Source organism: Allobosea sp. MMO-172 (assembly GCF_037147855.1).
In the GTDB taxonomy this organism is placed as follows: Bacteria; Pseudomonadota; Alphaproteobacteria; order Rhizobiales; family Beijerinckiaceae; genus Allobosea.
Genome location: NZ_JBBCUM010000002.1, coordinates 82,862 through 107,970, shown reverse-complemented (window position 1 = coordinate 107,970; position 25,109 = coordinate 82,862). Strand labels below are relative to the sequence as shown.

At 66.5% G+C, this 25,109-nt stretch carries 25 protein-coding genes; 16 read left to right on the top strand and 9 right to left on the bottom strand.

Annotated features, from left to right (window positions below):
- Window positions 1–2: 2 nt before the first annotated feature.
- Window positions 3–878 (top strand): HpcH/HpaI aldolase/citrate lyase family protein, encoded by an 876-nt coding sequence (locus tag WFK61_RS03750; RefSeq protein ID WP_336810194.1) that lies wholly within the window; start codon window positions 3–5, stop codon window positions 876–878.
- A gap of 180 nt (window positions 879–1,058) precedes the next feature.
- Here the strand turns inward: WFK61_RS03750 and ppa are convergent, their stop codons facing one another.
- Window positions 1,059–1,595: an inorganic diphosphatase gene (gene ppa, locus WFK61_RS03745; protein WP_336810193.1), complete on the bottom strand. Its 537-nt coding sequence runs from the start codon at window positions 1,593–1,595 to the stop codon at window positions 1,059–1,061.
- Window positions 1,596–1,747: 152 nt separating this feature from the next.
- On the opposite strand from ppa, the gene WFK61_RS03740 reads away from it, so the two are divergent.
- A complete protein-coding gene (locus WFK61_RS03740) occupies window positions 1,748–2,470 on the top strand; it encodes a fused DSP-PTPase phosphatase/NAD kinase-like protein (RefSeq protein WP_336810192.1) in 723 nt (240 codons plus the stop codon).
- Window positions 2,471–2,472: 2 nt separating this feature from the next.
- Here WFK61_RS03740 and WFK61_RS03735 read toward each other — a convergent pair whose 3' ends face one another.
- From WFK61_RS03735 to hmuQ, 3 genes are all read right to left on the bottom strand, one after another.
- Window positions 2,473–3,840 (bottom strand): hypothetical protein, encoded by a 1,368-nt coding sequence (locus WFK61_RS03735; RefSeq protein WP_336810191.1) that lies wholly within the window; start codon window positions 3,838–3,840, stop codon window positions 2,473–2,475.
- Between the two features lie 232 nt (window positions 3,841–4,072).
- A complete protein-coding gene (gene hutX / locus WFK61_RS03730; protein ID WP_336810190.1) occupies window positions 4,073–4,594 on the bottom strand; it encodes a heme utilization cystosolic carrier protein HutX in 522 nt (173 codons plus the stop codon).
- A 12-nt stretch (window positions 4,595–4,606) separates the two neighbouring features.
- Window positions 4,607–4,954, bottom strand: a complete 348-nt coding sequence (gene hmuQ / locus WFK61_RS03725; RefSeq protein WP_336810488.1) for a heme-degrading protein HmuQ — start codon at window positions 4,952–4,954, stop codon at window positions 4,607–4,609.
- A gap of 363 nt (window positions 4,955–5,317) precedes the next feature.
- Here hmuQ and WFK61_RS03720 point away from each other — a divergent pair, with 363 nt between their 5' ends.
- The 4 genes from WFK61_RS03720 (at window position 5,318) to WFK61_RS03705 (ending at window position 8,813) form a co-directional block, all read left to right on the top strand.
- Window positions 5,318–6,268 carry a heme/hemin ABC transporter substrate-binding protein gene (locus WFK61_RS03720; RefSeq protein ID WP_336810189.1) on the top strand — a complete coding sequence of 317 codons (951 nt, stop codon included), beginning with the start codon at window positions 5,318–5,320 and terminating at the stop codon, window positions 6,266–6,268.
- Between the two features lie 23 nt (window positions 6,269–6,291).
- The gene (locus tag WFK61_RS03715) at window positions 6,292–7,371 is read left to right on the top strand and encodes a FecCD family ABC transporter permease (protein ID WP_336810188.1); all 1,080 of its coding nucleotides are present in this window, start codon (window positions 6,292–6,294) and stop codon (window positions 7,369–7,371) included.
- Window positions 7,364–8,188, top strand: coding sequence for a heme ABC transporter ATP-binding protein (locus tag WFK61_RS03710; RefSeq protein WP_336810187.1), 825 nt, complete (start codon window positions 7,364–7,366; stop codon window positions 8,186–8,188). The genes WFK61_RS03715 and WFK61_RS03710 overlap by 8 nt, the downstream gene beginning before the upstream one ends.
- A gap of 112 nt (window positions 8,189–8,300) precedes the next feature.
- The gene (locus tag WFK61_RS03705) at window positions 8,301–8,813 is read left to right on the top strand and encodes a L,D-transpeptidase (protein WP_336810186.1); all 513 of its coding nucleotides are present in this window, start codon (window positions 8,301–8,303) and stop codon (window positions 8,811–8,813) included.
- 4 nt (window positions 8,814–8,817) lie between these two features.
- Here the strand turns inward: WFK61_RS03705 and WFK61_RS03700 are convergent, their stop codons facing one another.
- The gene (locus WFK61_RS03700; protein WP_336810185.1) at window positions 8,818–9,768 is read right to left on the bottom strand and encodes a 2-hydroxyacid dehydrogenase; all 951 of its coding nucleotides are present in this window, start codon (window positions 9,766–9,768) and stop codon (window positions 8,818–8,820) included.
- Window positions 9,769–10,005: 237 nt separating this feature from the next.
- Between WFK61_RS03700 and WFK61_RS03695 the strand changes: the two genes are divergently transcribed.
- Window positions 10,006–10,323: a DUF2853 family protein gene (locus WFK61_RS03695; RefSeq protein ID WP_047574507.1), complete on the top strand. Its 318-nt coding sequence runs from the start codon at window positions 10,006–10,008 to the stop codon at window positions 10,321–10,323.
- 80 nt (window positions 10,324–10,403) lie between these two features.
- Here the strand turns inward: WFK61_RS03695 and WFK61_RS03690 are convergent, their stop codons facing one another.
- Both WFK61_RS03690 and WFK61_RS03685 read right to left on the bottom strand, forming a co-directional pair.
- A complete protein-coding gene (locus WFK61_RS03690; protein ID WP_336810184.1) occupies window positions 10,404–11,708 on the bottom strand; it encodes a class I SAM-dependent methyltransferase in 1,305 nt (434 codons plus the stop codon).
- A gap of 85 nt (window positions 11,709–11,793) precedes the next feature.
- Window positions 11,794–12,015: a DUF1674 domain-containing protein gene (locus WFK61_RS03685; RefSeq protein WP_336810183.1), complete on the bottom strand. Its 222-nt coding sequence runs from the start codon at window positions 12,013–12,015 to the stop codon at window positions 11,794–11,796.
- 116 nt (window positions 12,016–12,131) lie between these two features.
- Between WFK61_RS03685 and htpX the strand changes: the two genes are divergently transcribed.
- From htpX to WFK61_RS03650, 7 genes are all read left to right on the top strand, one after another.
- Complete coding sequence (gene htpX, locus WFK61_RS03680; protein WP_336810182.1) at window positions 12,132–13,061, top strand: zinc metalloprotease HtpX; 930 nt, start codon at window positions 12,132–12,134, stop codon at window positions 13,059–13,061.
- Between the two features lies 1 nt (window position 13,062).
- Entirely contained in the window at window positions 13,063–14,427 is a 1,365-nt protein-coding gene (locus WFK61_RS03675) for an RsmB/NOP family class I SAM-dependent RNA methyltransferase (RefSeq protein WP_336810181.1), read from the top strand.
- A gap of 84 nt (window positions 14,428–14,511) precedes the next feature.
- Entirely contained in the window at window positions 14,512–16,230 is a 1,719-nt protein-coding gene (locus tag WFK61_RS03670; RefSeq protein WP_336810180.1) for a heparinase II/III family protein, read from the top strand.
- Window positions 16,231–16,331: 101 nt separating this feature from the next.
- Entirely contained in the window at window positions 16,332–17,924 is a 1,593-nt protein-coding gene (purH, locus tag WFK61_RS03665) for a bifunctional phosphoribosylaminoimidazolecarboxamide formyltransferase/IMP cyclohydrolase (protein WP_336810179.1), read from the top strand.
- A 207-nt stretch (window positions 17,925–18,131) separates the two neighbouring features.
- Window positions 18,132–19,310 (top strand): low temperature requirement protein A, encoded by a 1,179-nt coding sequence (locus tag WFK61_RS03660; protein ID WP_336810178.1) that lies wholly within the window; start codon window positions 18,132–18,134, stop codon window positions 19,308–19,310.
- A 2-nt stretch (window positions 19,311–19,312) separates the two neighbouring features.
- Window positions 19,313–19,591: a hypothetical protein gene (locus tag WFK61_RS03655; protein WP_257733475.1), complete on the top strand. Its 279-nt coding sequence runs from the start codon at window positions 19,313–19,315 to the stop codon at window positions 19,589–19,591.
- Window positions 19,588–20,076, top strand: a complete 489-nt coding sequence (locus tag WFK61_RS03650; RefSeq protein WP_336810177.1) for a YbaK/EbsC family protein — start codon at window positions 19,588–19,590, stop codon at window positions 20,074–20,076. The genes WFK61_RS03655 and WFK61_RS03650 overlap by 4 nt, the downstream gene beginning before the upstream one ends.
- A gap of 2 nt (window positions 20,077–20,078) precedes the next feature.
- Here the strand turns inward: WFK61_RS03650 and WFK61_RS03645 are convergent, their stop codons facing one another.
- Window positions 20,079–20,882, bottom strand: coding sequence for a DUF72 domain-containing protein (locus WFK61_RS03645; RefSeq protein WP_336810176.1), 804 nt, complete (start codon window positions 20,880–20,882; stop codon window positions 20,079–20,081).
- A 356-nt stretch (window positions 20,883–21,238) separates the two neighbouring features.
- On the opposite strand from WFK61_RS03645, the gene WFK61_RS03640 reads away from it, so the two are divergent.
- Entirely contained in the window at window positions 21,239–22,510 is a 1,272-nt protein-coding gene (locus WFK61_RS03640) for a tyrosine-type recombinase/integrase (RefSeq protein ID WP_336810175.1), read from the top strand.
- An 88-nt stretch (window positions 22,511–22,598) separates the two neighbouring features.
- On the opposite strand, the gene WFK61_RS03635 is transcribed toward WFK61_RS03640, so the two are convergent.
- The gene (locus WFK61_RS03635; protein ID WP_336810174.1) at window positions 22,599–23,834 is read right to left on the bottom strand and encodes an MFS transporter; all 1,236 of its coding nucleotides are present in this window, start codon (window positions 23,832–23,834) and stop codon (window positions 22,599–22,601) included.
- A gap of 126 nt (window positions 23,835–23,960) precedes the next feature.
- Here WFK61_RS03635 and WFK61_RS03630 point away from each other — a divergent pair, with 126 nt between their 5' ends.
- Window positions 23,961–24,881, top strand: coding sequence for a LysR family transcriptional regulator (locus WFK61_RS03630; protein ID WP_336810173.1), 921 nt, complete (start codon window positions 23,961–23,963; stop codon window positions 24,879–24,881).
- The last annotated feature ends 228 nt before the right edge of the window (window positions 24,882–25,109 follow it).

Sequence of the window (25,109 nt, the reverse complement as noted above, 5' to 3'; positions counted from 1 at the left end):
CCATGAGCACGATACGCCCCCGCCGCAGCGCCCTCTACATGCCGGGTTCGAACGCCCGCGCGCTCGAAAAGGCCCGTGAGATCGCGGCCGACGTCCTGATTCTCGATCTCGAGGACGCCGTCGCGCCCGATGCCAAGGCAACGGCGCGCGAGCAGGTCTGTGCCGCCGTAAAGGCCGGCGGCTATGGCCGGCGCGAGCTGGTGATCCGCGTCAACGGCGTCGGCACGCCCTGGTTCGCCGAGGACCTCGCCGCCGCCGCCGAGGCGAAGCCGCAGGCGATCCTGATCCCGAAGGTCTCCGCGCCGGAGACGCTGCACGAGGTCGGCAGCCAGCTGAACGGCCTCTGGGCCGATCCCGCCATCGCGGTCTGGGCGATGATCGAGACGCCGCTCGCCATCCTCGATGTCGAGCGCATCGCGCGGGCGGTGCGCGATCCCGTGGCGCGGCTCGCCTGCTTCGTCATGGGCACCAACGACCTCGCCAAGGAAACCCGCGCCCGCTTCGTGCCCGGCCGCGCGCCGATGTTGCCCTGGCTGACCGGTGCCCTGCTCGCCGCCCGCGCCCACGGCATCGACATCCTCGACGGGGTCTATAACGACATCAAGGACGAGGCCGGCTTCCTGGCCGAATGCGAGCAGGGTCGCGATCTCGGCTTCGACGGCCGTACCCTGATACACCCCTCGCAGGTCGCGGTGGCCAACGCCGTCTTCGCGCCCGACGAGGCCGAGCTGACCAAGGCCCGCGCCGTCATCGCCGCCTTCGACCTGCCGGAGAATGCCGGCAAAGGCGCGATCCAGCTCGACGGCCGCATGGTCGAGCTGCTGCATGCAGACATGGCCCGCCGCACTGTGGCGCTGGCTGAAGCGATCGCGGCGTAGACACGTGTCATCCCGTGCGCGGAGCAGCGCGTAGCGGTGCGCCGCAGACACGGGACCGTACGACGAGAAGGCGTCTCGCAAATAAAAAGGCGCCCCCTGCACGAGAGGGCGCCCTTTCCTGAAAACGGTTCCGCATCCGCGCAGCAGCACTCACGTGCCGCAGCGCGTGCGGGATGACGCTCAGGCCTTCTCGGCCTTCGCCCGCTCGATCCCCTCGACGATCAGCTTCTTGGCCATGGCGGCATCGCCCCAGCCCTTGAGCTTGACCCATTTGCCGGGCTCGAGATCCTTGTAATGCTCGAAGAAGTGCTGGATCTGGTCGAGCGTGATCTTCGGCAGGTCGGTGTAGTTATGGACGTTCTCGTAGCGCTTGGTCAGCTTCGGCACCGGCACGGCGAGGATCTTCTCGTCGCCGCCGGCCTCGTCCTCCATCAGCATCACGCCGATGGGACGCACCGCGATATAGGAGCCCGGCACCAGCGGGCGCGTATTGGCGACGAGCACGTCGCACGGGTCGCCATCTTCCGAGAGCGTATGCGGGATGAAGCCGTAGTTCCCGGGATAGCGCATCGGCGTATAGAGGAAGCGGTCGACGAAGAGCGTGCCGGCCTCCTTGTCCATCTCGTACTTGATCGGCTCGCCCCCGATCGCCACTTCGATCAGGACATTGACTTCTTCGGGCGGGTTCTTGCCGATGGAGATGGCGTCGATGCGCATGCTGGAACCTGTCACTTGGGAATTTTGCCGGGCCTTATGCAAGTTCGCGGCGAAAAGTCCAAGCCCTTCCGGCAGGCTTGGTCATCAGACGATTTGCGCATGCGTCCCCGCGCTGCTATCGGGCGCCCCATGAAAAGCTGCGAGATCAGGCCGTGCTGAGCCGCCTGCGCCCCGACGAAGAGCGCTATGCCCGCCGCATGGCCCGGATCGCGCGCTGGGACCGGCCGATCGAAGGCCGCGGCCAGCGCCTGCGCGCCTGGGCCAATATGCTGCTGGTCGACCACGGCATTTTCCGGCTCGCCTATCTCAACGCGCACCGCGTCACCCCGCGGCTCTGGCGCTCGGCCCAGCCGGCGCCGGGCCAGATCGCGGCCTTCGCCCGCAAGGGCGTCAAGACCATCGTCAACCTGCGCGGCGGGCGCGAGCACGGCTCCTGGCCGCTCCAGAAGGAAGCCTGCGAGCGCCACGGCATCAAGCTCGTCGATTTCGTGCTGCGCTCGCGCGGCGCGCCGGATCGCGAGACCATCCTGAGTGCCAAGGCCTTCTTCGAGAGCCTCGACGAACCGGCCCTGGTCCATTGCAAGTCGGGTGCTGACCGGGCCGGCTTCTTCTCGGCGCTCTATCTGCTCGTCCATGAAGGGCGCCCGCTCGACGAGGCCATGCGCCAGCTCTCGCTGCGCTACGGCCATTTCCGCTTTGCCAAGACCGGCATCCTCGACGCCTTCTTCGAGGCTTATCGCCGCGAAGGCGAAGCGAAGGGCATCGCCTTCCTCGATTGGGTCGCCACGGTCTACGACCCTGAGCGGCTCGAGCGCGAGTTCAAGCCCGGGCTCTTCTCCTCGCTCGTCGCCGACAGGCTGATCCGTCGCGAATAGGTTCAGCGCGTCGCGCCGGAGGCGGCAAGCCCGTCCGACGGCACCTCGACGGGGCCGTCGAGATGCAGCCAGATGAAGACGGTATGCGCCAGCGTCCGCAGGATCGAGATGGCGCCGATCGTCAGCAGCAGTTCCGGCGACAGCGCGCGGAACCAAGCCATGGCAGCGATGATCGCGACCAGTGCCGCACCATTGATCGCCACCTGCCAGAACGGACGGCGCGACAGGGTCGCCGCCTCCTGCAACGGTGCCAGCACGGCAAGGCCGATATAGAACACCGTCAGCAGCGCGACGACTTCGCCCAGGTTATGCCACTGGGTGTCCATCAGCCAGTCGTCGGCCACCAGGGCTGCGACGGCGATGACCCCGAACAGCACGGTCGCACCGGCCGTCAGGCCGAGCGTCATGACCCGCGCCCAGAAGCGCCGGCGGCGGCCCGCAAGAGCACGCAGGCGGTTCAGCACGATCGGCACCGAGACCGTGCCGAACATCTGGGTCGGTACATCCAGCAGGCGCATCGACAAGGCGACCTGTGCCGCCAGAACCGTGTTGCTGGCATAGGGCAGGGCCATGAGCGGCGCGACCGCGAAGCCATAAGCGAGCAGCGCCGACGGCAGCAGCGCACGTGGCGCATCCCGCCAGCGCCTCGCGGCCTCGGCCAGACTGCGCCATGACCACAGCGCCGGCTGGACCAGAGCCCTGACGGCGCCGCGCCGGCGCCGGAACAGATAGGCCGCTGCCGTCACATGCCCGAGCGCATCGGCCATGAACAGGGTCAGCGCCTTTGGCCCGAAGACCGCGATGAGAAGCAGCATGATCGCCGGCTGAACCATGGCCTGCACGACATTGCTGTTGCCGATGGCGCGGAAATCGCCCTCCGCCGTGGCCTCGGACCAGAGCAAGCGCAGGACGGACCGCGCCGCCAGCGAAACCAGGAAGAAGAAGGCGACGGCGGGCGCGACCCAGCCCGCATCGGCAAGGCCGATCAGAACGGCGGTCGTCACGACCAGGAAGACGGCGCCCACGGCCACCGCAAGGCGGAAGGCGAGGCCGAGCCGCGCGCGATCGCTGCTCTGGAAGAACACGGCCTCCAGCCGCAGCAGCGAGGCGATCGAGATGAAATTCGCAGCGGCGGAAAACACCGCGAAGGCGGCAAAGACGAAGGGCGGGCACAAGGCCGCCGCGATGATCAGCCCCCAGACCGAGATCAGCCGTGCCTGGATGAAGCGCAGGCCGAGCAGGATCGCAGTGCCCAGATTCGCGCGCAGGGCCGGGGCTCGCCGCGCCACGAACCTGCGCCCGGCCGCGATGGTGAGCGCCGGGCGTCGGTGCGGCAGGAGCGCGCGCTCCATCGTGACATGAGCGGCCATCTCGACTCCCATCATGGAACCGTCGGGTGACCCGTCACTGGCGATGTCGGCCTCGATTTCCGGGGGCTTTCCCTCGCGAGGCGCGCTCATGGCGGACAGGCCTTCTGTCGGGAAGGCTGCGCCCGCATGGTTAACGATCGGTGAACTCTACTCATGATCCGTCATCGGTGGCCGCATCGCGCGGCTTTACGCCACGCGATGCATGAACGGCGCACCGTGTCGTTTTTGGGGCTCAGGCGAAGGTTGTCTTGAGCGCCTCGAACCGCGCCAGCTGGTCTGCCAGCAGTTCGCGCGCGGCATCGCGCCGCACGAAGACCTTGAACATCACCTCGCCGGTGCCGTTGAAGAACTGCACCGAGCAGGCGCGCCGGCCCTGCGCCGTCGAGCGGTCGACCAGATAGATCGCCCGGCAGTTCTCGGCCTTGATATGGCCGCCGATCGGGCTGTCGCCATGGATATTGTAGTAGCCGTGGCCGAAACTGCCGACCGGCAGAGAGCCTTCGCATTCCAGCACGATATCGGGCGTGTGCATCAGGAAGAGCACCGTGCCCCAGGTGGCGAGCTCCTTCCAGACGTCCTCGAAGCGCTCGGGCGCGACGAGCTGGCGCTGCGCCTCGGGCAGAAGCTCGAGCACGGCGCGCGTCGAGACCTTGGCCTCGCGGGCGACGGCCTCGATCAGGCCGTCCGGCTTGGCGGCGAGCAGGGAGCGCGCATGCTCCATCGGATCGCGCGCGATGGTGTCGGCGGTCGTCATCGGCTTAAGACCTCACTCGGCCGCCTGGAGGGGCAGGTGCGGATTGGTCTCGCTCAGCACGGTCTCGAACCCCTCGAACTCGGGATGGCCGAGGAAGATCGGCTTCGGACGCGGCTGGCCGGCATTGCGATGCGACTCGCGGAACTGCTCGGACTTGGTCCAGGCCGTGAAATCCTCCTTCGAGGCCCAGCTCGTATGGGAGGAGTAGAGGGTGTGATCCTCCTTCTCCGGCCCCTTCAGCAGGTGGAAGGACAGGAAACCCGGCATCTCGTCGAGCCGGCTCTTGCGCGAGGACCAGACCGTCTCGAAGGCGGCTTCCTCGCCCTTGACGACCTTGAAGCGATTCATGGCGATGAACATCGAAAAACCCTGCATCTGACGCGCCGGAAAACGGCAAAACCAACGACACCGCCGAAGCGGACGGACAATCGCCACCTCGTTCGGCCGATTCCTGAAAGAGGGCTCGGCCGGGACTTGCACTGGGTCGGCGATCAGCCGTCCGGCGCGGCCGCTGCCTTCACGGCTTGCGGCAGGTTGCGATGCCCTTGACCCCTTGTAGTAAAGGCTAATATCAGCGTCAATAATACCACCGAAGAGTTTCTTGTTTTGAATAATTAAAAACAAGATCTACTTTGAATGGAATCATTTTAAACTGGCCGACGCCTTCTTGTCTGAAGATGTACAGCAAGAATGCGGTTTCCCGCGCCTGAATGGAGTTGCGATATGTCTGGCTCGCGCATCACCGAAGCGCATCGCGGCCTCCGGCAGCCGAACCGCCGCGCCTTCACGGCGGCCCTCGCCTCGACGGCCCTGGGCCTCGGCCTCTCTCCCACCCTGCCGGTGGCCGCACTGGCCCAGGCACCGGACCGCATCGTTGTCGCCGGCGGCGTCATCACCGAGGTGATCTATGCGCTCGGCCTGCAGGATCGCATCGTTGGCATCGACTCGACCAGCCAGTTCCCGCCGGAGGCCCTGAAGGAGAAGGCGAATGTCGGCTATGTCCGCGCGCTTTCGGCCGAAGGCGTGCTGTCGCTGAAGCCCACGCTGATCATGCTCATCGACGGCGCCGGCCCGCCGGACGCGGTCTCGCTGCTCGCCGAATCCGGCGTGAAGATCGCCCGCATCAATGACGGGCTGACCCCCGAAGGCGTCACCGCCAAGATCGCCGCGATCGGCGCCGCGATCGGCGCAGGCGCCCCGGCCGAGCGGCTGGCAGCCCAGACCAAGGCCCGTTTCGAGGAGCTCGCGACGCTGCGCTCCGGCATCGCGAAGAAAAAGCGCATCCTCTTCCTGCTCTCGCTGCAGAATGGCCGCGCCCTGGTCGGCGGCCGCAACAGCTCGGCGGACGGCATCATCGCGCTCGCAGGCGGCATCAACGTCGCCGACGCCATCGAGGGCTACAAGCCGATGACGGACGAGGCCATCGCCGCCGCCGCACCCGACATGATCCTGATGATGCGCAACAGCAGCGCCCACAACGTCACGCCAGACGAACTCTTCGCGATGCCCGCCTTCTCCCAGATCCCGGCCGCGACCGGCAAGCGGCTGGTCCATATGGACGGGCTCTACCTGCTCGGCTTCGGTCCGCGCACGCCGATGGCAGCGCGCGACCTGATGGCCGCGATCTATCCGGAAGCCGCCATTCCGCCGCTCAAGACCGCCGCCGCCCCGTGACCCTCGCGGCACCGTCCCCGGCCATGGCCACGACGCATCTGACGACGCTGATCGCCGGCCGGCGCCGCACCGGCCTGCTGGCTGTCGCCGGGCTCACCCTGGCCTGCCTGTGCCTCACCATCGTCGCCATCGGCCAGGGCGCGATCGCGATCGCGCCGGGCCGCGTCGCCGAGATCCTGATGGCGCGCCTCACAGGCGATACGAACCTGCTCGAAGGGCGCGACGTGCTCGTGGTGCTCAACATCCGCCTGCCGCGCGTGCTGCTCGGCCTGCTCGTCGGCGCCGGGCTGGCGGTGTCCGGCGCGCTGATGCAGGGCCTGTTCCGCAACCCGCTCGCCGATCCCGGCCTCGTCGGCGTGTCGAGCGGCGCAGGGCTTGCCGCGGCAGCCACGATCGTCCTCGGCGACCGCTTCCTCGCCGGCACGATGATGAAGCTGCCCTTCGCCGCCCTTCCCTTCGGCGCCTTCTGCGGCGGCCTGATCACCACGCTCGCGCTCTATCTGATCTCGACGCGCGGCGGCCGGACCTCGGTCGCCACCATGCTGCTTGCGGGTGTGGCGCTCGGCGCCATGGCGGGCGCCCTCACCGGCCTGCTCTCCTTCATCTCGGACGACCGGCAATTGCGCGACCTGACCTTCTGGTCGCTGGGCAGCCTTGGCGGCGCAAGCTGGACGAAGCTCTCGGTGGTTGCGCCGATCATCCTGCCGCTGCTCCTGCTGATGCCGCTGCTGGCGCGCGGCCTGAACGGGCTGATGCTGGGCGAGGCCGAGGCCTATCATCTCGGCATCCCCGTCCAGCGCATCAAGGCGCTGGCGATCCTGCTGGTCGCGCTGGCTGTCGGCGCGAGCGTCGCCTCGGCCGGCATGGTCGGCTTCGTCGGCATCGTCGTGCCGCATCTGATCCGGCTCTCGGTCGGCCCGGATCACCGGCTGCTGCTGCCGCTTTCGGCGCTGGGCGGCGCGATGCTGCTGGTCGGCGCCGATATCGTCGCCCGCCTCATCGTCGTCCCGGCGGAGCTGCCGATCGGCATCGTCACCGCCACGATCGGCGCGCCCTTCTTCCTCTGGCTGCTGCTGCGCCGCACGAGCCTGATCGATGTCTGAAGCGAATCCGATCCTCTCCGGCCATGGCGTCAGCTTCCTCGCGGGCGGCCGCAAACTCGTCGCCGATGCCAGCCTTGAGCTGGCCGGCGGCACGACCACGATCCTGATCGGCCCGAACGGCGCCGGCAAATCGACCCTGCTCAAGCTCCTGACCGGCGAGATCAAGTCGGCCAGCGGCGAGATTCGCATTGCCGGCGAGCCGCTCCCGGCGGTTCCGGCCTGGCGCCTCGCCTGCCTGCGCGCGGTCATGGCCCAGCATGCCCGCCTCGTCTTCCCCTTTAGCGTCTACGAGGTCGCGAGCCTCGGCGTCGACGGCATCGGCCGCGCGCTGACACGCCAACGCCGCGAGGCGATCGTCGCCGAAAGCCTCGCCGCGGCCGGCGTGATCGATCTCGCCGGCCGGCGCTACCAGACGCTTTCGGGCGGCGAACAGCAGCGCGTCCAGTTCGCCCGCGTGCTCTGCCAGCTCGAGGCCGGCCGCAGCATCGCCGAGCGCCAGGTGCTCTTCCTCGACGAGCCGATCGCCAGCCTCGACCTCTGCCATCAGCTGGCCCTGCTCGACATGGCCCGCAGCATCGCCGCGCGCGGCGTCGCGGTCCTGATCGTGCTGCACGATCTCAACCTCGCGGTGACCTATGCCGACCATCTCGTGGTGATGGATCAGGGCCATATCATCGCGCAGGGCCCTCCGGCGCAGACCCTGGACGACGCCCTGCTGCGCCAGGTCTTCAAGGTCGACCTGACGCTGAGCCGCGCACCCGCCCCCGGCCTGCCCTTCCTGCTGCCGCAGCAGCATCGGGCACGGCCAGCGGCGTAAGGAGCCGATTTACCGGCGATTCATCCTGAATCGCCGCTTCACCATATCGCTCAACCCGCGCTTCACGGCTGCGGCGCCACAACTCCCGCAGTTTCCAGCGGGAGTTCCGACCATGCTCAGACATGTCGCCCTTGCCACCATCGCCTTGTCGGCCGCCGGCACGGCCGCGCCGCCCGTAGCGGCACGCGAGGTCGTCGGGATGCGCGACGGGCGCTTCGACCCCGGCACCATCGTGATCCGCACCGGCGAGCGGAAGCTCTATTTCGTCACCGCGCCCGGCGAGGCGATCCGCTACACCGTCGCCGTCGGCAAGGCCGGCAAGCAGTGGCGCGGCGTCAAGTATGTCGAGGAATTGCAGGTCGATCCCGCCTGGAGCCCGCCGGCCGAGGTCAGGCGCGACAACCCGCGCCTGCCCGACGTCATTCCCGGCGGCTCGCCCCGCAACCCGATGGGCGCACGCGTCATCGGGCTCGGGCCGACCGGGCAATACGCCATCCACGGCACCAACATGCCGAACACGATCGGCACCGCGGCTTCCTATGGCTGCTTCCGCATGCACAACCAGGACGTGATCGACCTCTACGCCCGCGTCCGGATGGGCACGCCCGTCGTCGTCCTGCCCTGATACGTCAGAGCGCCACGGCCGAAGGCATCGCCCGGCCGGCAAAGAACGCTTCGAGATTGCCGAGCAGCGTCCGCAGCTGGGCTTTCTTGGCATCCTGCGAGCTCGCGGCGATATGCGGCGTCAGCACGACGTTGTCGAGCTTGCGCAGGCGCTCCGGCACATGCGGCTCGGCCGCGAAGACATCGAGTGCCGCACCAGCAATGCGTTTCTGTTCGAGAGCATCGCAGAGTGCATCCTCGTCGATGACGAGGCCGCGCGAGATGTTCACGACATGGCCTTCCGGCCCGAGCGCATCGAGGACAGCTTCGTTCACGGCATTGCGCGTCTCGGCGCTCGCCCGGACGGCAACCATGAGCACATCCGCCCATTCGGCGAGGCCGAGCAGGCTGTCGTGGAAGCGGTAGCCCAATTCCGGCTTGGGTGAGCGGCTGTGATATCCGACCTCCATCTCGAAGGCCGCTGCCCGGCTCGCGATGCGGCTGCCGATGGCCCCGAGCCCGTAGATGCCGATCTTCCGGCCCGCAAGGTCCGGCGTATTGGCCACCGGCTCGACGCCCCGGCGATTCCAAAGGCCTTCCCGGACGAACCGATCGCCTCGCCCGATGCCGCGCATGGAACAGAGCATCAGGCCGACGGCGAACTCCGCGACGCTGCGCGCATTGGCATCGGCGGCATTGCAGAGCCTGATGCCACGTGCCTTGGCCGCAGCGGCATCCACACCCTCCACGCCAGTGCCATAGCAAGCGACCAGCTCGAGCTTCGGCAAGGCGGCCATCAGTGCGTCGTCGGTCCGCAGCCCGCCATAGGTCACCAGCGCACGGGCCTCGCGCGCCTCGGCCGGGAGGCTCGCCGCATCGCCGCCATCGACCGGCCCGATCACCGTATAGCTTTGCTTCAGGCTCGCAATCGCGTCGTCGGCGAGGCGCGGTATCATCAGAATCGTCGGCTTGGTCATATCCATCCAGCGCATGCTGCGTGGCAGCACCGCTCCCCCTCGAAACAGGTCACAACGAACGCGGCGCCCGTTCCCGGCACCGCGCATTTCGGCGTTCTACCAAAGATTGGGCGAAGTGGTTCCAAAATCTGGAAATCGCCTGCGTTGCCCTCTCGCCCACCGCGCAGAACCGCGTTAACCTCCGCCCGCGACACGTAACCACCCGTACGCTCGTGCGGGTCAGGAAGGGGCTACCAGATGGATCATCTTGCCGACGTGAAGAAGTTCGCCAAGAAGCCGCTCAACGAAGCGGCCTTTGCCGGCATGTCGAAATCCTACGCGCTTGTGATGAGCAAACCCGACACCCGCTACGTCGCCTGCTCCGATCCGGCGGAACTCGATCGCGTCCGCGAGAATTTCCTGAAGAAGAAGCTCGGCCTGAAGTCCGGCGATCTCGACGGCTCCGTCAAGGCGATCTGCGAGCACATGAAGGCCGACAAGACCAAGTCCCGCCTGACCTTCTACTACCTGCTGGCCGAGCATCACGGAAAGCTCGACCTCTTCGTCAAGAAGTAAGACCTCGGCCCGGCTGCGCGCCGGGCGACCTTCCCGACATTGGAGAAGACGGGAGGCCGGCTTGCTGCCGGCCGAATCCGTCAGGCGCGATAGAGGTCTGCGCGCGTCAGCGGCAGGCCGGACGAACCCTTGCGCCGCTTCGAGACCAGCGTCTGGTTGACCAGCGCCCCGCCGCGCTCGAAGGCGAGCGAGCAGCCCGCGAGATAGAGCGACCACATCCGCGTCCGCTCCGAGCCGATCTCGGCCTCGGCCTTGGCCTTGTTGGCTTCGAGCCGCTCCCACCACAGCCGCGTCGTGCGCTGGTAATGCTCGCGCCAGCCCTCGACATCGTGGACCTCGAAGCCATGGCGTTCGAGATTGGCGATCGACATGCCCAGATGATCGAGCTCGCCGCCCGGGAAGATGTAGCGCACCAGCGCGCGATACTCCGCCGGCATCTTGTTGAAGGCCTTCTCGGTCTTCTTGGCGCGGCGCGAGATGCAGTGATGCAGATAGAGCCCGCGCGGCCTGAGCAGCCGGTTCACCGCCTGGAAATAGGAGGGATGGTTGCGGATGCCGACATGTTCGAACATGCCGATCGAGGAGATCTTGTCGAACTCCCCCTCCATCTGCGTGAAATCCTTGAGATGGAGCGTGACCTTGCCCTGAAGCCCGAGCCTCTCGACCTTCTCGCGTGCCAGGGCGAGCTGTTCCTCGGCCAGCGTCACGCCATGGGCCTCGACGCCGTAATAGCGCGCGGCATGGCAGACCAGCGCCCCCCAGCCGCAGCCGATATCGAGGAAGCGGTCGCCGGGCTGCAGGCGCAGCTTGCGGCAGATCATGTCGAGCTTGTCGCGCTGGGCGCGTTCGAGATCGCCGTGATCCTCGGTGAAATAGGCGCAGGTGTAGACCATCTCCTCGTCGAGGAAGAGCCGGTAGAAATCGTTCGAGACGTCGTAATGATAGGCGATATTGGCCTTGTTGGTGGCCGGCGCGCCGTCGCGTGCGATCTCGTCGCCCTTGCGATGGCTGACGGCGGCCTCGGCCGTGCCGGGCGCGAACAGGAAGCGCCTGACGACATCGAACACGGCGCTCTTGGGGATGTTGCGCGCGAGCTTGCCGACCTTGCCCTCCGGCCGCGCCGTGGCGAGGTCGAAAATCGAACCGTTCAGGATCGCGATCCGATCGGCGACATGCAGGTTGAGCAGCGTGTCGAGCTTCGGCTTGCGGATCAGTGCCGCCATGACGCCGGCATCGGCGATGCCGATGGCGAGCCCGTCCGCCGGCCAGGAGGCCGGGACCATGCTGCCGTCCCAGAGCCGGAAGCCGAGCTTCAGGCCGAGCTTCTCATGCGCCTCGGCAAGAAGGCGGCGCAGGGCCGCGAGGCGCTTGTCATTGCTGTCCATGAGGAAAACCCGCTGCTGTCGGGCAGCTGTTTGAACGCAAGCCCGCGAATTGGCAACTTTCGGAGCTTATGCGCGCCCTAACGCCTCAGAAATCGCTGGCGATGCCCTTCACTTCCCAATCGTCGTAGCGCACCGGCTCCAGCCCGCCGCGCCCGTTGACCTCGCGCTGCCTGGCGACTTCGGCGGCATGGGCGTCGATCGCGGCGCGGCGCGCGGCCGCTTCCGCCAATGCGCGCTGCGCGGCAGGAGACAGAACCTTGGTTTCCGAAGCATCAGCCGGCCTGTCCTGATCGGTCTTCTCGGGCATGTCGGCGCGTTTCCTTGCAGGATTCTCTTGCAGGATCGGGATTGTCCTCACCACATAGGACACGACGCCCGCAGATGCGAGGGCTTGCGCGGACACGCGCTTGAGAAGGGGTTTCGATGAATTACGTTCGCACCGGCATGTTGATGGCGGGCCTGACGGCGCTGTTCGGCGCGGTCGGCTATCTGCTCGGCGGCGGGGGCGGCATGCTGATGGCGCTCGGCTTTGCCGCCGTGACCAACCTCTTCAGCTACTGGAATTCCGACCGGATGGCGCTGGCGGCCCATAACGCCCAGGAGGTCGACGAGCGCAGCGCGCCCGAGCTCTACGGCATGGTGCGCGATCTCGCCGCCCGCGCGAACATGCCGATGCCACGCGTCTACCTGATCCAGGAGGACCAGCCCAACGCCTTCGCCACTGGCCGCAACCCGCAGAACGCGGCAGTGGCGGCAACGACCGGCATCCTGCGCACGCTGACCTATGAGGAACTGGCCGGCGTGATGGCGCATGAGCTGGCGCATATCAAGAATCACGACACGCTGACCATGACGATCACCGCGACCTTCGCCGGTGCGATCTCCTCGCTCGTCACCTTCGGCATGTTCTTCGGTTCGCGCGACAACCGCCCGAACTTCATCGTCCAGATCCTGCTCTCGATCCTCGCGCCGATGGCAGCCGCCCTGATTCAGATGGCGATTTCGCGCTCGCGCGAGTACGAGGCCGACAAGCTCGGCGGCCAGATCTGCGGCAATCCGGTCTGGCTGGCCGACGCGCTCGCCAAGATCGCGGCCGGCGTTCAGCACATCCCCAGCGAGACAGCCGAGGCCAAGCCTGCTACGGCGCACATGTTCATCATCAATCCCCTGACCGGCGGCGGCATGGATAATCTGTTCTCGACTCACCCTGACACCGGCAATCGCATCGCCGCCCTGATGGAGCAGGCGCGCGCACTGGGCATGGGCCGCGGCAATGCCGGCGCAGGCTTCACCGCCCAGGCCAGCGACAGCCCGTGGAGCAATTCTCCGCGCCAGCCGGGCCCGTGGGGCTGAGATGGCCGCTCAACCCTCCTCACGCCGCCCGACCCAGCCGGAAGCGGCAGCGCAGCTCGACGATGCTCCGGGCCTGCCGGCCCGCCGGCTTGCTGCCGCCGTCATCGACGAAATCCTGCGTGCCCGCGTCGCTCTCGACGAAACCCTGGAGCGGATGCTGCCGGAATCCGGGCTCGACTCGGCCGATGCGAGCCTCGCGCGCGCCATCGCCGTCACGGCCTTCCGCCGTCTCGGCACGATCCAGCAAGCGATCGATGCGCGGCTCGACCGTGGCAGCCCGCGCAAGTCCGGCCCGTTCGAGCCCATCGTGACGGCAGCTGCCGCCCAGATCCTCTTCCTCGACGTGCCCGATCACGCAGCCGTCGATATCGCGATCCGCCACCTGCACGAGGACCCGCGCTCGGCCCGTTATGCCGCGCTCGGCAACGCCGTGCTGCGCCGCCTCGCCCGCGAGCGCGACGCCGTTCTCGCTGAAGCGCAGGCCGAGGTCTTCGGCGATACGCCCGACTGGCTGGTCGAAAGCTGGTGCACGGCCTATGGCGAGGACACCGCCGCGGCGATCGCGCAGAGCCATCGCGAGGAGCCGCCGCTCGACCTCTCCGTCAAGACCGACTCCGCCGGCTGGGCCGAGAAGCTCGACGGCATCGCCCTGCCGATCGGCTCGGTGCGCCTGCGCGAGCGCCAGGCCATCGCGGGCCTGCCCGGCTTCGACGAAGGCGAATGGTGGGTGCAGGACGCCGCCGCCGCCCTGCCGGTGAAGCTGCTTGCGCCAAAACCCGGCGAGCGCATCGCCGATCTCTGCGCCGCGCCCGGCGGCAAGACCGCCCAGATCGCGGCGGCTGGCGCCAATGTCACGGCGCTCGACCGCTCCGGCCCGCGCCTGCGCCGTCTCAAGGCCAATCTCGCCCGGCTCGGCCTCTCGGCCGAGGTGGTCACCGCCGATGCCGCGAACTGGAAGGCGGAGCCCTTCGATGCTGTCCTGCTCGACGCCCCCTGCAGCGCGACCGGCACGATCCGCCGCCACCCGGACGTCGCCTGGACCAAGTTGCCTGAGGATCGCGATCGTCTCGCCGCCCTGCAGGCGCGCCTGTTCGATGCCGCCGCGGCATTGACCAGGCCTGGTGGACGGCTCGTCTACTGCACCTGCTCTCTGGAACCGCAGGAAGGCGAGGAGCAGACGGCCGCCTTCCTCGCCCGCAATCCCCAGTTTCGTCGCGAGCCCGTTCGCCCCGAGGAAATCGGCGGTTTGACGGAAGCAATCGACGCGAACGGCGATATTCGCACCTTGCCGCACCAGTTGCAGGGCGAAACCCCGCGCTTGTCGGGATGGGCGGGATTTTACGCAACCCGCCTGATCAGGCTATGACGGGACCGGGATTCGCGCGGCGCGCCGCCGCGCCCGGGCACGGAGTCGACGGGGGATTTGAGCGGGTGGGCTGAGCGACGGGGATTGGCCCAGGCCGCGATCGGACGAGCGGCCCGGCGGACCCGTGGCCAGTTCGTCGGCGCGACCCGCAGGCTCTGGCCCTTTGGCCGCAGCGGCGCGACCCGCCTGCTCTTCGCCCCGCATGACCTGCGCACGGCCGACCCGACCACGGCCAGCGACTTCTACGCAGGCTATTATGCCTTCGCCGGACGCATGCTGCGCAGCCATGGCGAATCGCCATTCGACGCCACGCCACCGAGCGACGCCTGGGCCGAGGCGCTCTACGGTTTCGGCTGGCTGCGCCATATGCGCGCCGCCGATACGGCCATCGCCCGCGCCAATGCCCGCAGCCTCGTCGAGGATTTCATCACCCGGCGGCGGGACCGGCACGACATCGCGCGGCGCCCGGCCGTCGTCGCGCGCCGGCTGATCTCCTTCCTGTCGCATTCGCCATTGCTGCTGGAAGGCGCCGACCACGTTTTCTACGAGCGCTATCTGCGCCATATCTCGCGCCTCACCGACCGGCTGAGCCTGGCGCTGGCCGGCGCCGTCGAAGGCGCAGACCGGCTGAACGGCCTGATCGCCATCGCCTTCGCCGCGATCTGCCTCGATGGCCAGGATAGCCGCCGTCGCCGGATCGAGACCCTACTCTCCGAGGAGCTCGACGAGCAGATCCTGCCCGATGGCGGCCATCTCTCGCGCAATCCGCGCCTGCTGATCGAATTCCTGCTCGATCTGCTGCCGCTGCGCGAGACCTTCGCCGCCCGCGGCCTCGAACCGCCGCGCGGCGTGCTGACCGCGATCGAACGGATGATGCCGCATCTGCGCCTGTTCCGGCATGGCGACGGCGCACTCGCCCTGTTCAACGGCATGGGCACGACCCCGCCCGACCTGATGGCGACGCTCGCCGCCTATGACGATGCCCGCGGCCGCCCGACCGAGCACGCCGCCTATTCCGGCTACAGCCGCCTTTCGGCCGAGCGCAGCATCGTCGTGACCGATGCCGGCGCGCCACCACGCGGCGCCTATTCGGTCGAGGCCCATGCCGGTTGCCTCGCCTTCGAATTCTCCAGCGGCGCGCAGCGCATCATCGTCAATTGCGGCGCCAGCCGCTTCGGCCCGCCCGAACTGAAGCTCGCCGCGCGCAGCACGGCCGCCCATTCGACGCTCGTCCTCGATGATCGCTCCAGCGCCAATTTCGGCATGGTGCTCGGCGAGATGCGCGTCGTCTCCGGGCCCCGCGATGTCCGCGTCGCCCGGCAGGATGGCGCGGGCGGCGCCGAATGGGTCGCCAGCCATGACGGCTATCGCCGCAGCCTCGGCGCGACCCATACCCGCCGCCTGACTCTGGCCCGGGACGGGGCGGCCCTTGCCGGCGAGGACGAGATCGCCCTGACCGGCACGCGCCCGGAACTGGGCGCCGCGCTGCGCTTTCATCTGCATCCGAATGTCCGCGCGAGCCTCGTCCGCAACGGCAGCGGCGCGCTGCTGGCGCTCGCTTCGGGCGAGGTCTGGAGCTTCGAGGCCGGCGGGCTGACCATCGCGATCGAGGAGAGCATCTTTCTCGCCTCCTCCGACGGGCGCCGTCGCACCGAACAGCTCGTCGTCGCCTTCGATGCGGTCGCGAACCCGCGCGCCACCTGGCGCCTCAGCCGGATCAGCGCCGCCAATCCCCGCGCCGGCAAGACGGTTGCCGCCGCGATCGCCGAGCGCGAGGCCGGGGAACCCGCACCCGACGCGTGACGGTTCTGCGACGGCGGCTTTTGCCTTTTGCAACGCAGCATGATAGCCCGCGCGCGTCTGCCGAAACTGCCTTCCTGCAATCAAAGCCGGACCTGACCCCGATGCCGAATGAGCTTCGCCGCGTCGAACGCGCGCTCCTTTCCGTTTCCGACAAGACGGGGCTGATCGACTTCGCGCGCGCCCTCCACCAGCTCGGCATCGCGCTGGTCTCGACCGGCGGCACCGCCAAGGCGATCGCCGATGCCGGCCTGCCGGTCTCGGACGTCTCCGATCTCACCGGCTTCCCGGAGATGATGGACGGCCGGGTCAAGACCCTGCACCCGAAGGTCCATGGCGGCCTGCTCGCCATCCGCTCGCATCCGGAGCATCAGGCCTCGATGCTCGGCCACGGCATCCAGCCGATCGATCTGCTCGTCGTGAACCTCTATCCGTTCGAGGCGACGGTCGCCGCCGGCAAGGCCTATGACGACTGCATCGAGAACATCGATATCGGCGGCCCCGCCATGATCCGCGCCGCAGCCAAGAACCATCACGACGTCGCCGTCGTCGTCGAGCCGGCGGATTACCCCTCGGTGCTGGCCGATCTCGAGGCCCAGAAGGGCGCGACCACGCTGACGCTGCGCCGCAAGCTCGCCCAGAAGGCCTATGCCCGCACGGCGGCCTATGACGCGGCGATCTCGAACTGGTTCGCCAATGAGCTGGGCGACACCGCCCCGGCCTTCCGGGCGCTCGGCGGCGCGCTTGCCGAGACGATGCGCTATGGCGAGAACCCGCATCAATGGGCCGCCTTCTATCGCACCCCGGAGAACCGCCCGGGCGTCTCGACCGCGCGGCAGGTCCAGGGCAAGCAGCTCTCCTACAACAACATCAACGACACCGACGCCGCCTTCGAATGCGTCGCCGAGTTCGTGCCTGAGGCCTCGGCGGCTTGCGTCATCGTCAAGCATGCCAATCCCTGCGGCGTCGCCGCCGGCGGCTCGCTGCTCGAAGCCTATGAGCGCGCGCTGGCCTGCGATCCCGTCTCGGCCTTCGGCGGCATCGTCGCGCTGAACCGCAAGCTCGATGCGGTTGCCGCGAAGAAGATCGTCGAGATCTTCACCGAGGTGATCATCGCCCCGGATGCCGACGAGGAGGCGATCGCCATGATCGCCGCCAAGAAGAACCTGCGCCTGCTGCTCACCGGCGGCCTGCCGGATGTCCGCGCGCCGGGCCTGTCGCTGCGCACCGTCTCCGGCGGCTTCCTCGCCCAGTCGCGCGACAATGCCGTCGTCGACGACATGGAGCTCAAGGTCGTGACCAGGCGCCAGCCCAGCGAGCGCGAGCTCGCCGATCTGCGCTTCGCCTTCCGCGTCGCCAAGCACGTCAAGTCGAACGCGATCGTCTACGCCAGGGACCTCGCCACCGTCGGCATCGGCGCCGGCCAGATGAGCCGCGTCGATTCCTCGCGCATCGCCGCCTGGAAGGCAGCCGAGGCCGCGAAGGCGGCAGGCAGTGCGGAGAGCCTCGCCAAGGGCTCGGTGGTGGCGTCGGACGCCTTCTTCCCCTTCGCCGACGGCCTGCTCGCTGCGGCCGAGGCCGGCGCCACGGCCGTGATCCAGCCGGGCGGCTCGATGCGCGACGACGAGGTCATCAAGGCCGCCGATGAGGCCGGCCTCGCCATGGTCTTCACCGGCCACCGCCACTTCCGCCATTGACGGCGGCACAGGCCGCGGGACAGGCTGGCTCCGGCTGAAGCCTTCTGGAATCCAGCGCTGTCATCCCGGGCGAAGCGAAGCGCAGACCCGGGATCCATGCCTGAACCTTGATCGGAAGCGCTCCGGCATGGATCCCGGATCGGCGCCGCTCCGCGGCTTGTCCGGGATGACGACGCGCTTGGGATCAAAGGTTGGGCGAGGCATGAGATGACGCGAAATCCCAAGCCCGGCGCGCTGCTCAGGGAGCGCGTCGAACACCAGCATGCGCGGGTCAGCTATGTCGAGCTGTTCTTCGATCTGGTCTTCGTCTTCGCGATCACCCAGATCTCGCACACGCTGCTGGAGCATTTCAGCGCGCTCGGCGTAGCGCAGGCCGCCTTCCTGCTCGGCGCCGTCTGGTGGATCTGGATCTATACGAGCTGGGTCACGAACTGGCTCGATCCCGAGCGGCCGCCGGTCCGGATCCTGCTTTTCGTCCTGATGTTGCTCGGGCTGGTGATGTCCTGCTCGCTGCCGCAGGCCTTCGGCTCCGGTGGGCTCGTTTTCGCCGGCGCCTATGTCGCAGCCCAGCTCATCCGCTCGCTCTTCACGATGGCGAGCCTCAGGGATGCCTCCCCGGCGAATTATCGCAACTTCCAGCGCATCAGCATCTGGCTGTCGATCTCGGCCGTGTTCTGGCTGGCCGGCGGGCTGAGCGAGGGCAATCTGCGCTTCGGCCTCTGGCTCGTCGCGCTCGGCATCGAATATGCCGGCCCGGCCCTCGGCTTTCGCGTGTTCCGTCTCGGCCGTTCCGAGACCACCGACTGGAATGTCGAGGGCGGCCATCTTTCCGAGCGCTGCGCGCTCTTCATCATCATCGCGCTCGGCGAATCGATCCTGATCACTGGCGCCACCGCCGCGAAACTGCCGGTCACACCCGCCAATCTGACCGCCTTCCTGAATTCCTTCCTGAGCTCGATCGCGATGTGGTGGATCTATTTCCATATCGGCGCCGAGCGGGCGAGCCACCATATCGCCCGATCCGACGATCCCGGCCGGATCGCGCGGATCGCCTATACCTATCTGCATGTTCTGCTGGTCGCCGGCATCATCCTCGTCGCCGTCGGCGACGAATTGGTGATCGCCCATCCCGGCGGCCATACCGACGCCAAGACGGCGATCGCCGTGCTCGCGGGCCCCGCCTTCTACCTGCTCGGCAATCTCCTGTTCAAACGGGTCACGGCCGGCTGGTATCCCCTTTCCCATCTCGTCGGGCTCGGCCTGCTCGCCGTGCTCACGCCGGCCTGGAGCGTGCTGCCGCCCCTGGGCTTCAGCCTGGCTGCGACCGCGATCCTGATCCTGGTCGCGGCCTGGGAAGCGATCTCGCTGCGGCCGAAGGAGGCCTGACCATGCACACCATCAAGGTCATCGGCATCGGCTTCGCCCTGCTCGGCATCCTGCTCGTCCTGGCGCCGCGCCTCTCCGTTTCGGCCGGGCGGCCGATCCCCTTCGCCGTGAAGCTCTTCCTGCCGCTCTGGTTCGCGGGCGCCCTGATCAATCTCTGGATCGGCGTCGCCCGGGCGGGCTATACCGTGATGGAGGAAGCGCCGATCTTCCTCGTCGTCTTCGGCGTGCCGGCAATCGCCAGCCTGCTGATCCTGTGGCTGACCTCCCGAATTGCCCGATGAGCCTCGAATCCGTCCGCGCCTTTTTCGCCGAGCACGCCCCTGACATCACGGTCATCGTCACCACCGAGAGCAGTGCCACCGTGCCGCTCGCGGCCGCGGCCCACGGCGTGGAACCCGGCCAGATCGCCAAGACCTTGTCGCTGCGCATCGGAGACGAGGTCGTCCTGGTTGTTACGCGCGGCGACGCAAGGCTCGACAACAGGAAGGCCAAGGCGGCGCTCGGCGGCAAGCCACGCATGCTCGGGCAGGAAGAGGTCGAGGCCCTGACCGGCCACCCCGTCGGCGGCGTCTGTCCCTTCGGACTGGCGACGCCGCTCAAGGTCTATTGCGATGTCTCGCTGAAAGCCTTCGACATCGTCGTGCCCGCCGCAGGCTCGACCCATAGCGCCCTGCGGATCGCGCCCGAGCGTATGGCCGAACTGACCATGGCCGAATGGGTCGATACCTGCCAGGAACCGGCGCAGGAGGCCGCCGCGGCAGAATAATCTCAGCCCTTCGTCCGCGCTATCAGCTCCATCGCAGCGGCCGGATTGCGCACCTTGTCGCCGCTGATGACATAGAGGAAGACGTCGCGCGCCTCGGCCTTCGCCGCTGGCCCGACCGTCTCGAGCCCTTCCGGCACGCCACCTTTGGCCCAGACCTGCGCGGCCTTGGTCCAGCGATCGAGGCCCGCCTCGGCATAGCCCTTCGGCTCGGCTTCCTGGGTCCCCATGATCCGCGCATAGACGAAGGGTGCCGTCACATCGGCAATCTGCGTGTAATCCGCATCGGCCGAGGTGATGGCCGCCACGCCATATTCACGCAGCAGCGCGACGAAAACCGGCGAGCGGAAGCTGTCATGGCGCACCTCGACGGCATGGCGCAGTTTGATCCCGTCGAGTTCCTTGGGCAGCAGCTTCAGAAAGGCCTCGAAATCGGCGGGATCGAACTGCTTCGTCGGCATGAACTGCCAGTTGATCGGCCCGAGCTTATGCCGGAGCTCGGTCAGCCCGCTGGTCAGGAATTTCTCGACCGAGGGCCCGGCCTCGGCCAGAACCCGCCGGTTCGTGCAGAAACGAGAGCCCTTCAGCGCGAAGACGAAATCGTCCGGCGTCTCCTCGCGCCATTTGGCGAAGCTCTCCGGCTTCTGTGAGCCGTAATAGGTGCCGTTGATCTCGATCGAGGTGAGCTTGCTCGCGGCATATTCGAGCTCGCGCTTCTGCGGCAGTCCGTCCGGATAGAACGCCCCACGCCAGGGCTCGAACACCCAGCCACCGATGCCGATATGGATCTTGCCTGCTGCTGCGGCCATCACGCCCCTCCGAATACCGGATCGATCCTGCCTTCGCGGATTGGAATGCACCACCCGTTTTCGGACAAGCCCCAGGACGATAGGGCGTAAAGTGGACTGAATCTGTCAGCAGGAGCCCTGCGTGCCCCGGCCCTGTTTTGTTGGCGTTTTTGTCTTTTCGCGCCCTTGAACGCAAAAACCCGCCGCTGTTGCGGCGGGTTTTTGGTTATTTGGTTGCGGGGGCCAGATTTGAACTGACGACCTTCAGGTTATGAGTTTGCTAAAAGCGTTTTTCGCGGCGATTTCCCGGCCTGCGAAACCACCCGACAGAACCACACAAGCAGCTGATATAATTGATTTTTATACGATTCCGTCATATGCTCTTTCACGACTGGGAGCGAGACTATTTCCTCCTGAATGATTCCGATTTGATTCCGGAGATTCCGGCGTTCGCAAGGTGTTCCATGGCCAAGATCACGAAACGTTCTGTTGATGCGGCAACCCCGACTGACAAGGAATTCTTCCTCTGGGATGACGAACTGAAGGGCTTCGGTCTTCGCGTCTATCCATCTGGGAGGAAGATGTACCTGGCGCAGTTTCGCGCGGGTGGACGCCTTCGCCGCGTGAACATCGGGTTGCACGGTGCGCTGACCCCTGACCTGGCGCGGACGGAAGCTATGAAACATCTGTCCGAAGTGCGCTTGGGCGGCGACCCGGCCAGTGAGCGCGATCGCCGAAAAGCGTCACCGACGTTGAAGGAGTTCGGCAAACGCTTCCTCGATGAGCATGTCGCGTCGCATTGCAAGCCGTCTACGCACGGCGAATACAAGCGCTCGGTCGAGTTGTTCATCAATCCGAAGATTGGGTCTCATAGGATCATCGACATCACGCGAGCCGACGTCGTCAGCCTACATCAGGCGATGAAGGCGACCCCCTATCAAGCCAATCGGACATTGGGGGTGCTTTCGGTTATGTTTACCGTTGCTCATACATGGGGCGTTCGAACCGATGGCGTGAACCCCTGCTGGAAGGTGAAGCGCTATAAGGAAGTCAAGCGGGAGTGCTATCTGACGGAAGACGAGTTAGCGCGCCTCGGTGCAGTCCTGCGCGAATCCAATAGCGAGCGTGAGGCGGTTAATTGCATCACTTTGCTTCTGCTGACGGGATGCCGGCTCGGTGAAATTCAGACCCTGAAATGGGAGTATGTCGATTTCGCTCACGGTCTGCTGCGATTACCCGATTCCAAAACTGGCGCGAAGCTCGTGCCGATCGGGCAGCCAGTCATCGACTATCTTAAATCCATCGCGAAAGTGTCCGGCAATCCCTATGTCATCACCGGTCACGTCGATGGGCAACACCTGACAGATATGCAGAAACCATGGCGCCGGCTACGCAAACGTGCCGGGCTCGATGGGCTGCGCATCCATGATCTGAGGCACTCGTTTGCTTCTGACGCGCTTCAACTCGGACAGGACCTGACGATGATCGGAAGGTTGCTCGGACACACACAGGTGCAGACGACGGCCCGTTACGCGCATCTCAAGACAGATCCGATCCGCAAGGCAGCAGACACGGTTTCTACGGCAATTGCAGCAGCTCTAGCGCAATCAGCTAAGGATCGGGACGATACAGATCAGCAAGCGGCATAGCCTGCAGCTCCTGAAACCATCGTCTGACAAGCGCCGCGGCTCAAAGCCGACACTGTACGGTTGTCGGTAAATCGCTTACTCGTGGCAGCTAGCGCCGTGTCCCGAACGCCAGCATCGCGCCCGCTGCCAGCATAAGCGAGACCATCAAGCTGACACCGAGCCAGTCCGCATGATGCCAGACGTAGCCGCCCGCGACACCCGCGACACTGGCGCCGAGGTAGAAGAAGATCTGATAGAGCGCGGTCGCCTGCGCGCGGGCGCGCCGCGCTGACCGTCCCACCCAGCCGCTGACGACGGAATGGGCTGCGAAAAACCCGCAGATGAAGACGCAAACCCCTGCGATAGCGAGCGCAGCGTTGGTGGAAGAGCTCAGCGCCACCCCGATAATGGCGATGCAGAGTGAGGCAAGCAGGACCCCGCCGGAACCGAACTTCTCCGTCAACTCGCCGACCTTCGTCGAGGTGATGGTCGACATCAGGTAGACCAGGCTCAACCAGCCGATCGCGGCCTGGCTGAGGTTGGTGGGCGCACTCATCAGATGAAAGCTGATGTAGTTGAAGAAGGCGACGAAGCTGCCCATGATCAGGAAGCCGGTGATGAAGAGCGGGCGCAGGACCGGATCACGAAGATGCATCGCGAAACCCGCGATCGCATTCGAGAGCGAAAGCGGACGGGCCTCGAAGTTGCGCGAGGCCGGTAGCAAGCCCCACACCACCACGGCGCCGATCGCAGTCATCAGTCCCAGACCGGCGACGGCTTCGCGCCAGATGCCGTAATCGGCCAGAACGCCGACGACCAGACGTGACAGCATGCCGCCCAGCGAGTTGCCACCGATCATCAGCCCCATCGCAAATCCGACCTGCTTCGGTTCGATCTCCTCGGCGAGATAGGTCATGTTGATGGCCGTGATGCCGCCCAGGACCAGGCCGATGAGGCCCCGCATCACGAGGAACCCCGTCCAGTCCATCGCAAACGCGGAGAGGATGCTCAGGACGCCGGCGGACAGCATAGACCCGACGAGGACCGGCTTGCGACCCAGCGCGTCGGAGAGCGGCCCCGTGAAGATGAGGCCGATGGCGAGCGCGATGGTGGCGACGGAAATCGCCAGGCTGCTTTCTGAGGCAGAGACGCCAAAGTCTTTCGCGACTGTGGGTAAGGCAGGCTGCAGGCAGTAGAGGATCGCGAAGGCCGAGAAGCCCGAACTGATCAGCGCGAAGGACACCTTCGCGAACAGGCGCGTGCCCCGCCGGATGAATTCCGGCGTCGCTTCTCCGACGAAGTTCATATCGACCGGTGCGGTCAGAGTGGCTGCATCATTGCTCATCTTGCAGATTTTCTTGCCGACACGGCATTTGGTTCGTGATTGCCTGTCGCTATGCCAGATTTATTGATATGCAGAAATTCGAAAGCGGATATTGATGCGATAACAAGATTCGAAGGGTGGTGGTCGATGGACCTCAAGCAGCTGCGCACTTTCATCGTGGTTGCGGAAAGTGGTTCACTGTCGCGCGCCTCCGACCGGCTTCGCCTCGCGCAACCCGCGCTTTCGCGTCAGATCAAACTGCTGGAGGCGGAGGTCGGATACGATCTGTTCAGCCGGTCCAGCCGGGGAATGGTACTGACACCCCACGGAGCGGCACTGCTTGAGCGGACGTCAGGATTGGTCAACCAACTGGACAGAGCGATCGATGATGTACGGTCCATGGGAAGCGAGCCGGCCGGGCAAGTCGTCTTCGGCTGCATCCCGTCGGCGAGCTACATGGTCGCCGGGCGGATCGCGATCCGGGTCGCTCGCGAACTTCCCAAAATATCCCTCCGTATCCTTGAAGGCTATGCCGGACATCAGATCACCTGGCTGCAACGCGGAGAAGTCGACCTCGCGCTTCTCTATGGACCGGCATCAGACCTGCATCTGCGGGTCACCGAAATCATGTTCGAGGAGCTGGTGCTGGTCAGTCCGCGGGACAGCGGGCCGGAACGCGAGGAGATCGGCATGGCGGATCTGGGCAAGCTGGATCTGGTCCTCCCCAGCCGGCCCCATGGGCTGCGACTGGTCGTCGAAGCGGCCGCGACGCGCGCATCGACTGTGCTCAATGTCCGATACGAGGCTGATTCCTTCGTCGTTCTCAAGGAGATCGTCGCCGCGGGGTCAGGACATACCGTGCTGCCGCTCTCGGCTTTCTATCGCGAGCAGCAAGATGGCCTCTATCAGATCACCCGGATCGCTCGACCGCGCGTTTCGCGTCAGCTCATCATGGCTTTGCCGTCAAACCGTGGCGACAGCCGGGCCACCGAAGCTGTCCGCGATCTCGCACTGGATGAAATCGCCAGGATGGTTGCCAGCGGTGAATGGCGGGCGGTGGCAAAATAGCACTCCCTCACACGGGCATTCGTTCGCGCCGTCCTCGTCCCGGAAGTCCTCGGTCGCCGGAACTAAAGCCGAGCTTGGTGTCAATTCCATCAAATAGAATCCAGGACAAATCCGCCGGCGCGCCGTGCCGGCTTTGAAGCAGGCGGCGTCACCGGCCGCTTCAATATCGACAGTAGACCCAAAGACGGCCGCCTCACCAACCCTCAGCGATCGCCGACAGTAATTTTT

Coding starts and splice junctions, on each gene's coding strand:
- WFK61_RS03750 (WP_336810194.1), top strand. CDS start 3: ATGAGCACGATACGCCCCCGCCGCAGCGCCCTCTACATGCCGGGTTCG.
- ppa (WP_336810193.1), bottom strand. CDS start 1,595: ATGCGCATCGACGCCATCTCCATCGGCAAGAACCCGCCCGAAGAAGTC.
- WFK61_RS03735 (WP_336810191.1), bottom strand. CDS start 3,840: ATGGCCGCTCATGTCACGATGGAGCGCGCGCTCCTGCCGCACCGACGC.
- hutX (WP_336810190.1), bottom strand. CDS start 4,594: ATGACGACCGCCGACACCATCGCGCGCGATCCGATGGAGCATGCGCGC.
- hmuQ (WP_336810488.1), bottom strand. CDS start 4,954: ATGTTCATCGCCATGAATCGCTTCAAGGTCGTCAAGGGCGAGGAAGCC.
- WFK61_RS03720 (WP_336810189.1), top strand. CDS start 5,318: ATGTCTGGCTCGCGCATCACCGAAGCGCATCGCGGCCTCCGGCAGCCG.
- WFK61_RS03715 (WP_336810188.1), top strand. CDS start 6,292: ATGGCCACGACGCATCTGACGACGCTGATCGCCGGCCGGCGCCGCACC.
- WFK61_RS03710 (WP_336810187.1), top strand. CDS start 7,364: ATGTCTGAAGCGAATCCGATCCTCTCCGGCCATGGCGTCAGCTTCCTC.
- WFK61_RS03705 (WP_336810186.1), top strand. CDS start 8,301: ATGCTCAGACATGTCGCCCTTGCCACCATCGCCTTGTCGGCCGCCGGC.
- WFK61_RS03700 (WP_336810185.1), bottom strand. CDS start 9,768: ATGACCAAGCCGACGATTCTGATGATACCGCGCCTCGCCGACGACGCG.
- WFK61_RS03695 (WP_047574507.1), top strand. CDS start 10,006: ATGGATCATCTTGCCGACGTGAAGAAGTTCGCCAAGAAGCCGCTCAAC.
- WFK61_RS03690 (WP_336810184.1), bottom strand. CDS start 11,708: ATGGACAGCAATGACAAGCGCCTCGCGGCCCTGCGCCGCCTTCTTGCC.
- WFK61_RS03685 (WP_336810183.1), bottom strand. CDS start 12,015: ATGCCCGAGAAGACCGATCAGGACAGGCCGGCTGATGCTTCGGAAACC.
- htpX (WP_336810182.1), top strand. CDS start 12,132: ATGAATTACGTTCGCACCGGCATGTTGATGGCGGGCCTGACGGCGCTG.
- WFK61_RS03675 (WP_336810181.1), top strand. CDS start 13,063: ATGGCCGCTCAACCCTCCTCACGCCGCCCGACCCAGCCGGAAGCGGCA.
- purH (WP_336810179.1), top strand. CDS start 16,332: ATGCCGAATGAGCTTCGCCGCGTCGAACGCGCGCTCCTTTCCGTTTCC.
- WFK61_RS03660 (WP_336810178.1), top strand. CDS start 18,132: ATGACGCGAAATCCCAAGCCCGGCGCGCTGCTCAGGGAGCGCGTCGAA.
- WFK61_RS03655 (WP_257733475.1), top strand. CDS start 19,313: ATGCACACCATCAAGGTCATCGGCATCGGCTTCGCCCTGCTCGGCATC.
- WFK61_RS03650 (WP_336810177.1), top strand. CDS start 19,588: ATGAGCCTCGAATCCGTCCGCGCCTTTTTCGCCGAGCACGCCCCTGAC.
- WFK61_RS03645 (WP_336810176.1), bottom strand. CDS start 20,882: ATGGCCGCAGCAGCAGGCAAGATCCATATCGGCATCGGTGGCTGGGTG.
- WFK61_RS03640 (WP_336810175.1), top strand. CDS start 21,239: ATGCTCTTTCACGACTGGGAGCGAGACTATTTCCTCCTGAATGATTCC.
- WFK61_RS03635 (WP_336810174.1), bottom strand. CDS start 23,834: ATGAGCAATGATGCAGCCACTCTGACCGCACCGGTCGATATGAACTTC.
- WFK61_RS03630 (WP_336810173.1), top strand. CDS start 23,961: ATGGACCTCAAGCAGCTGCGCACTTTCATCGTGGTTGCGGAAAGTGGT.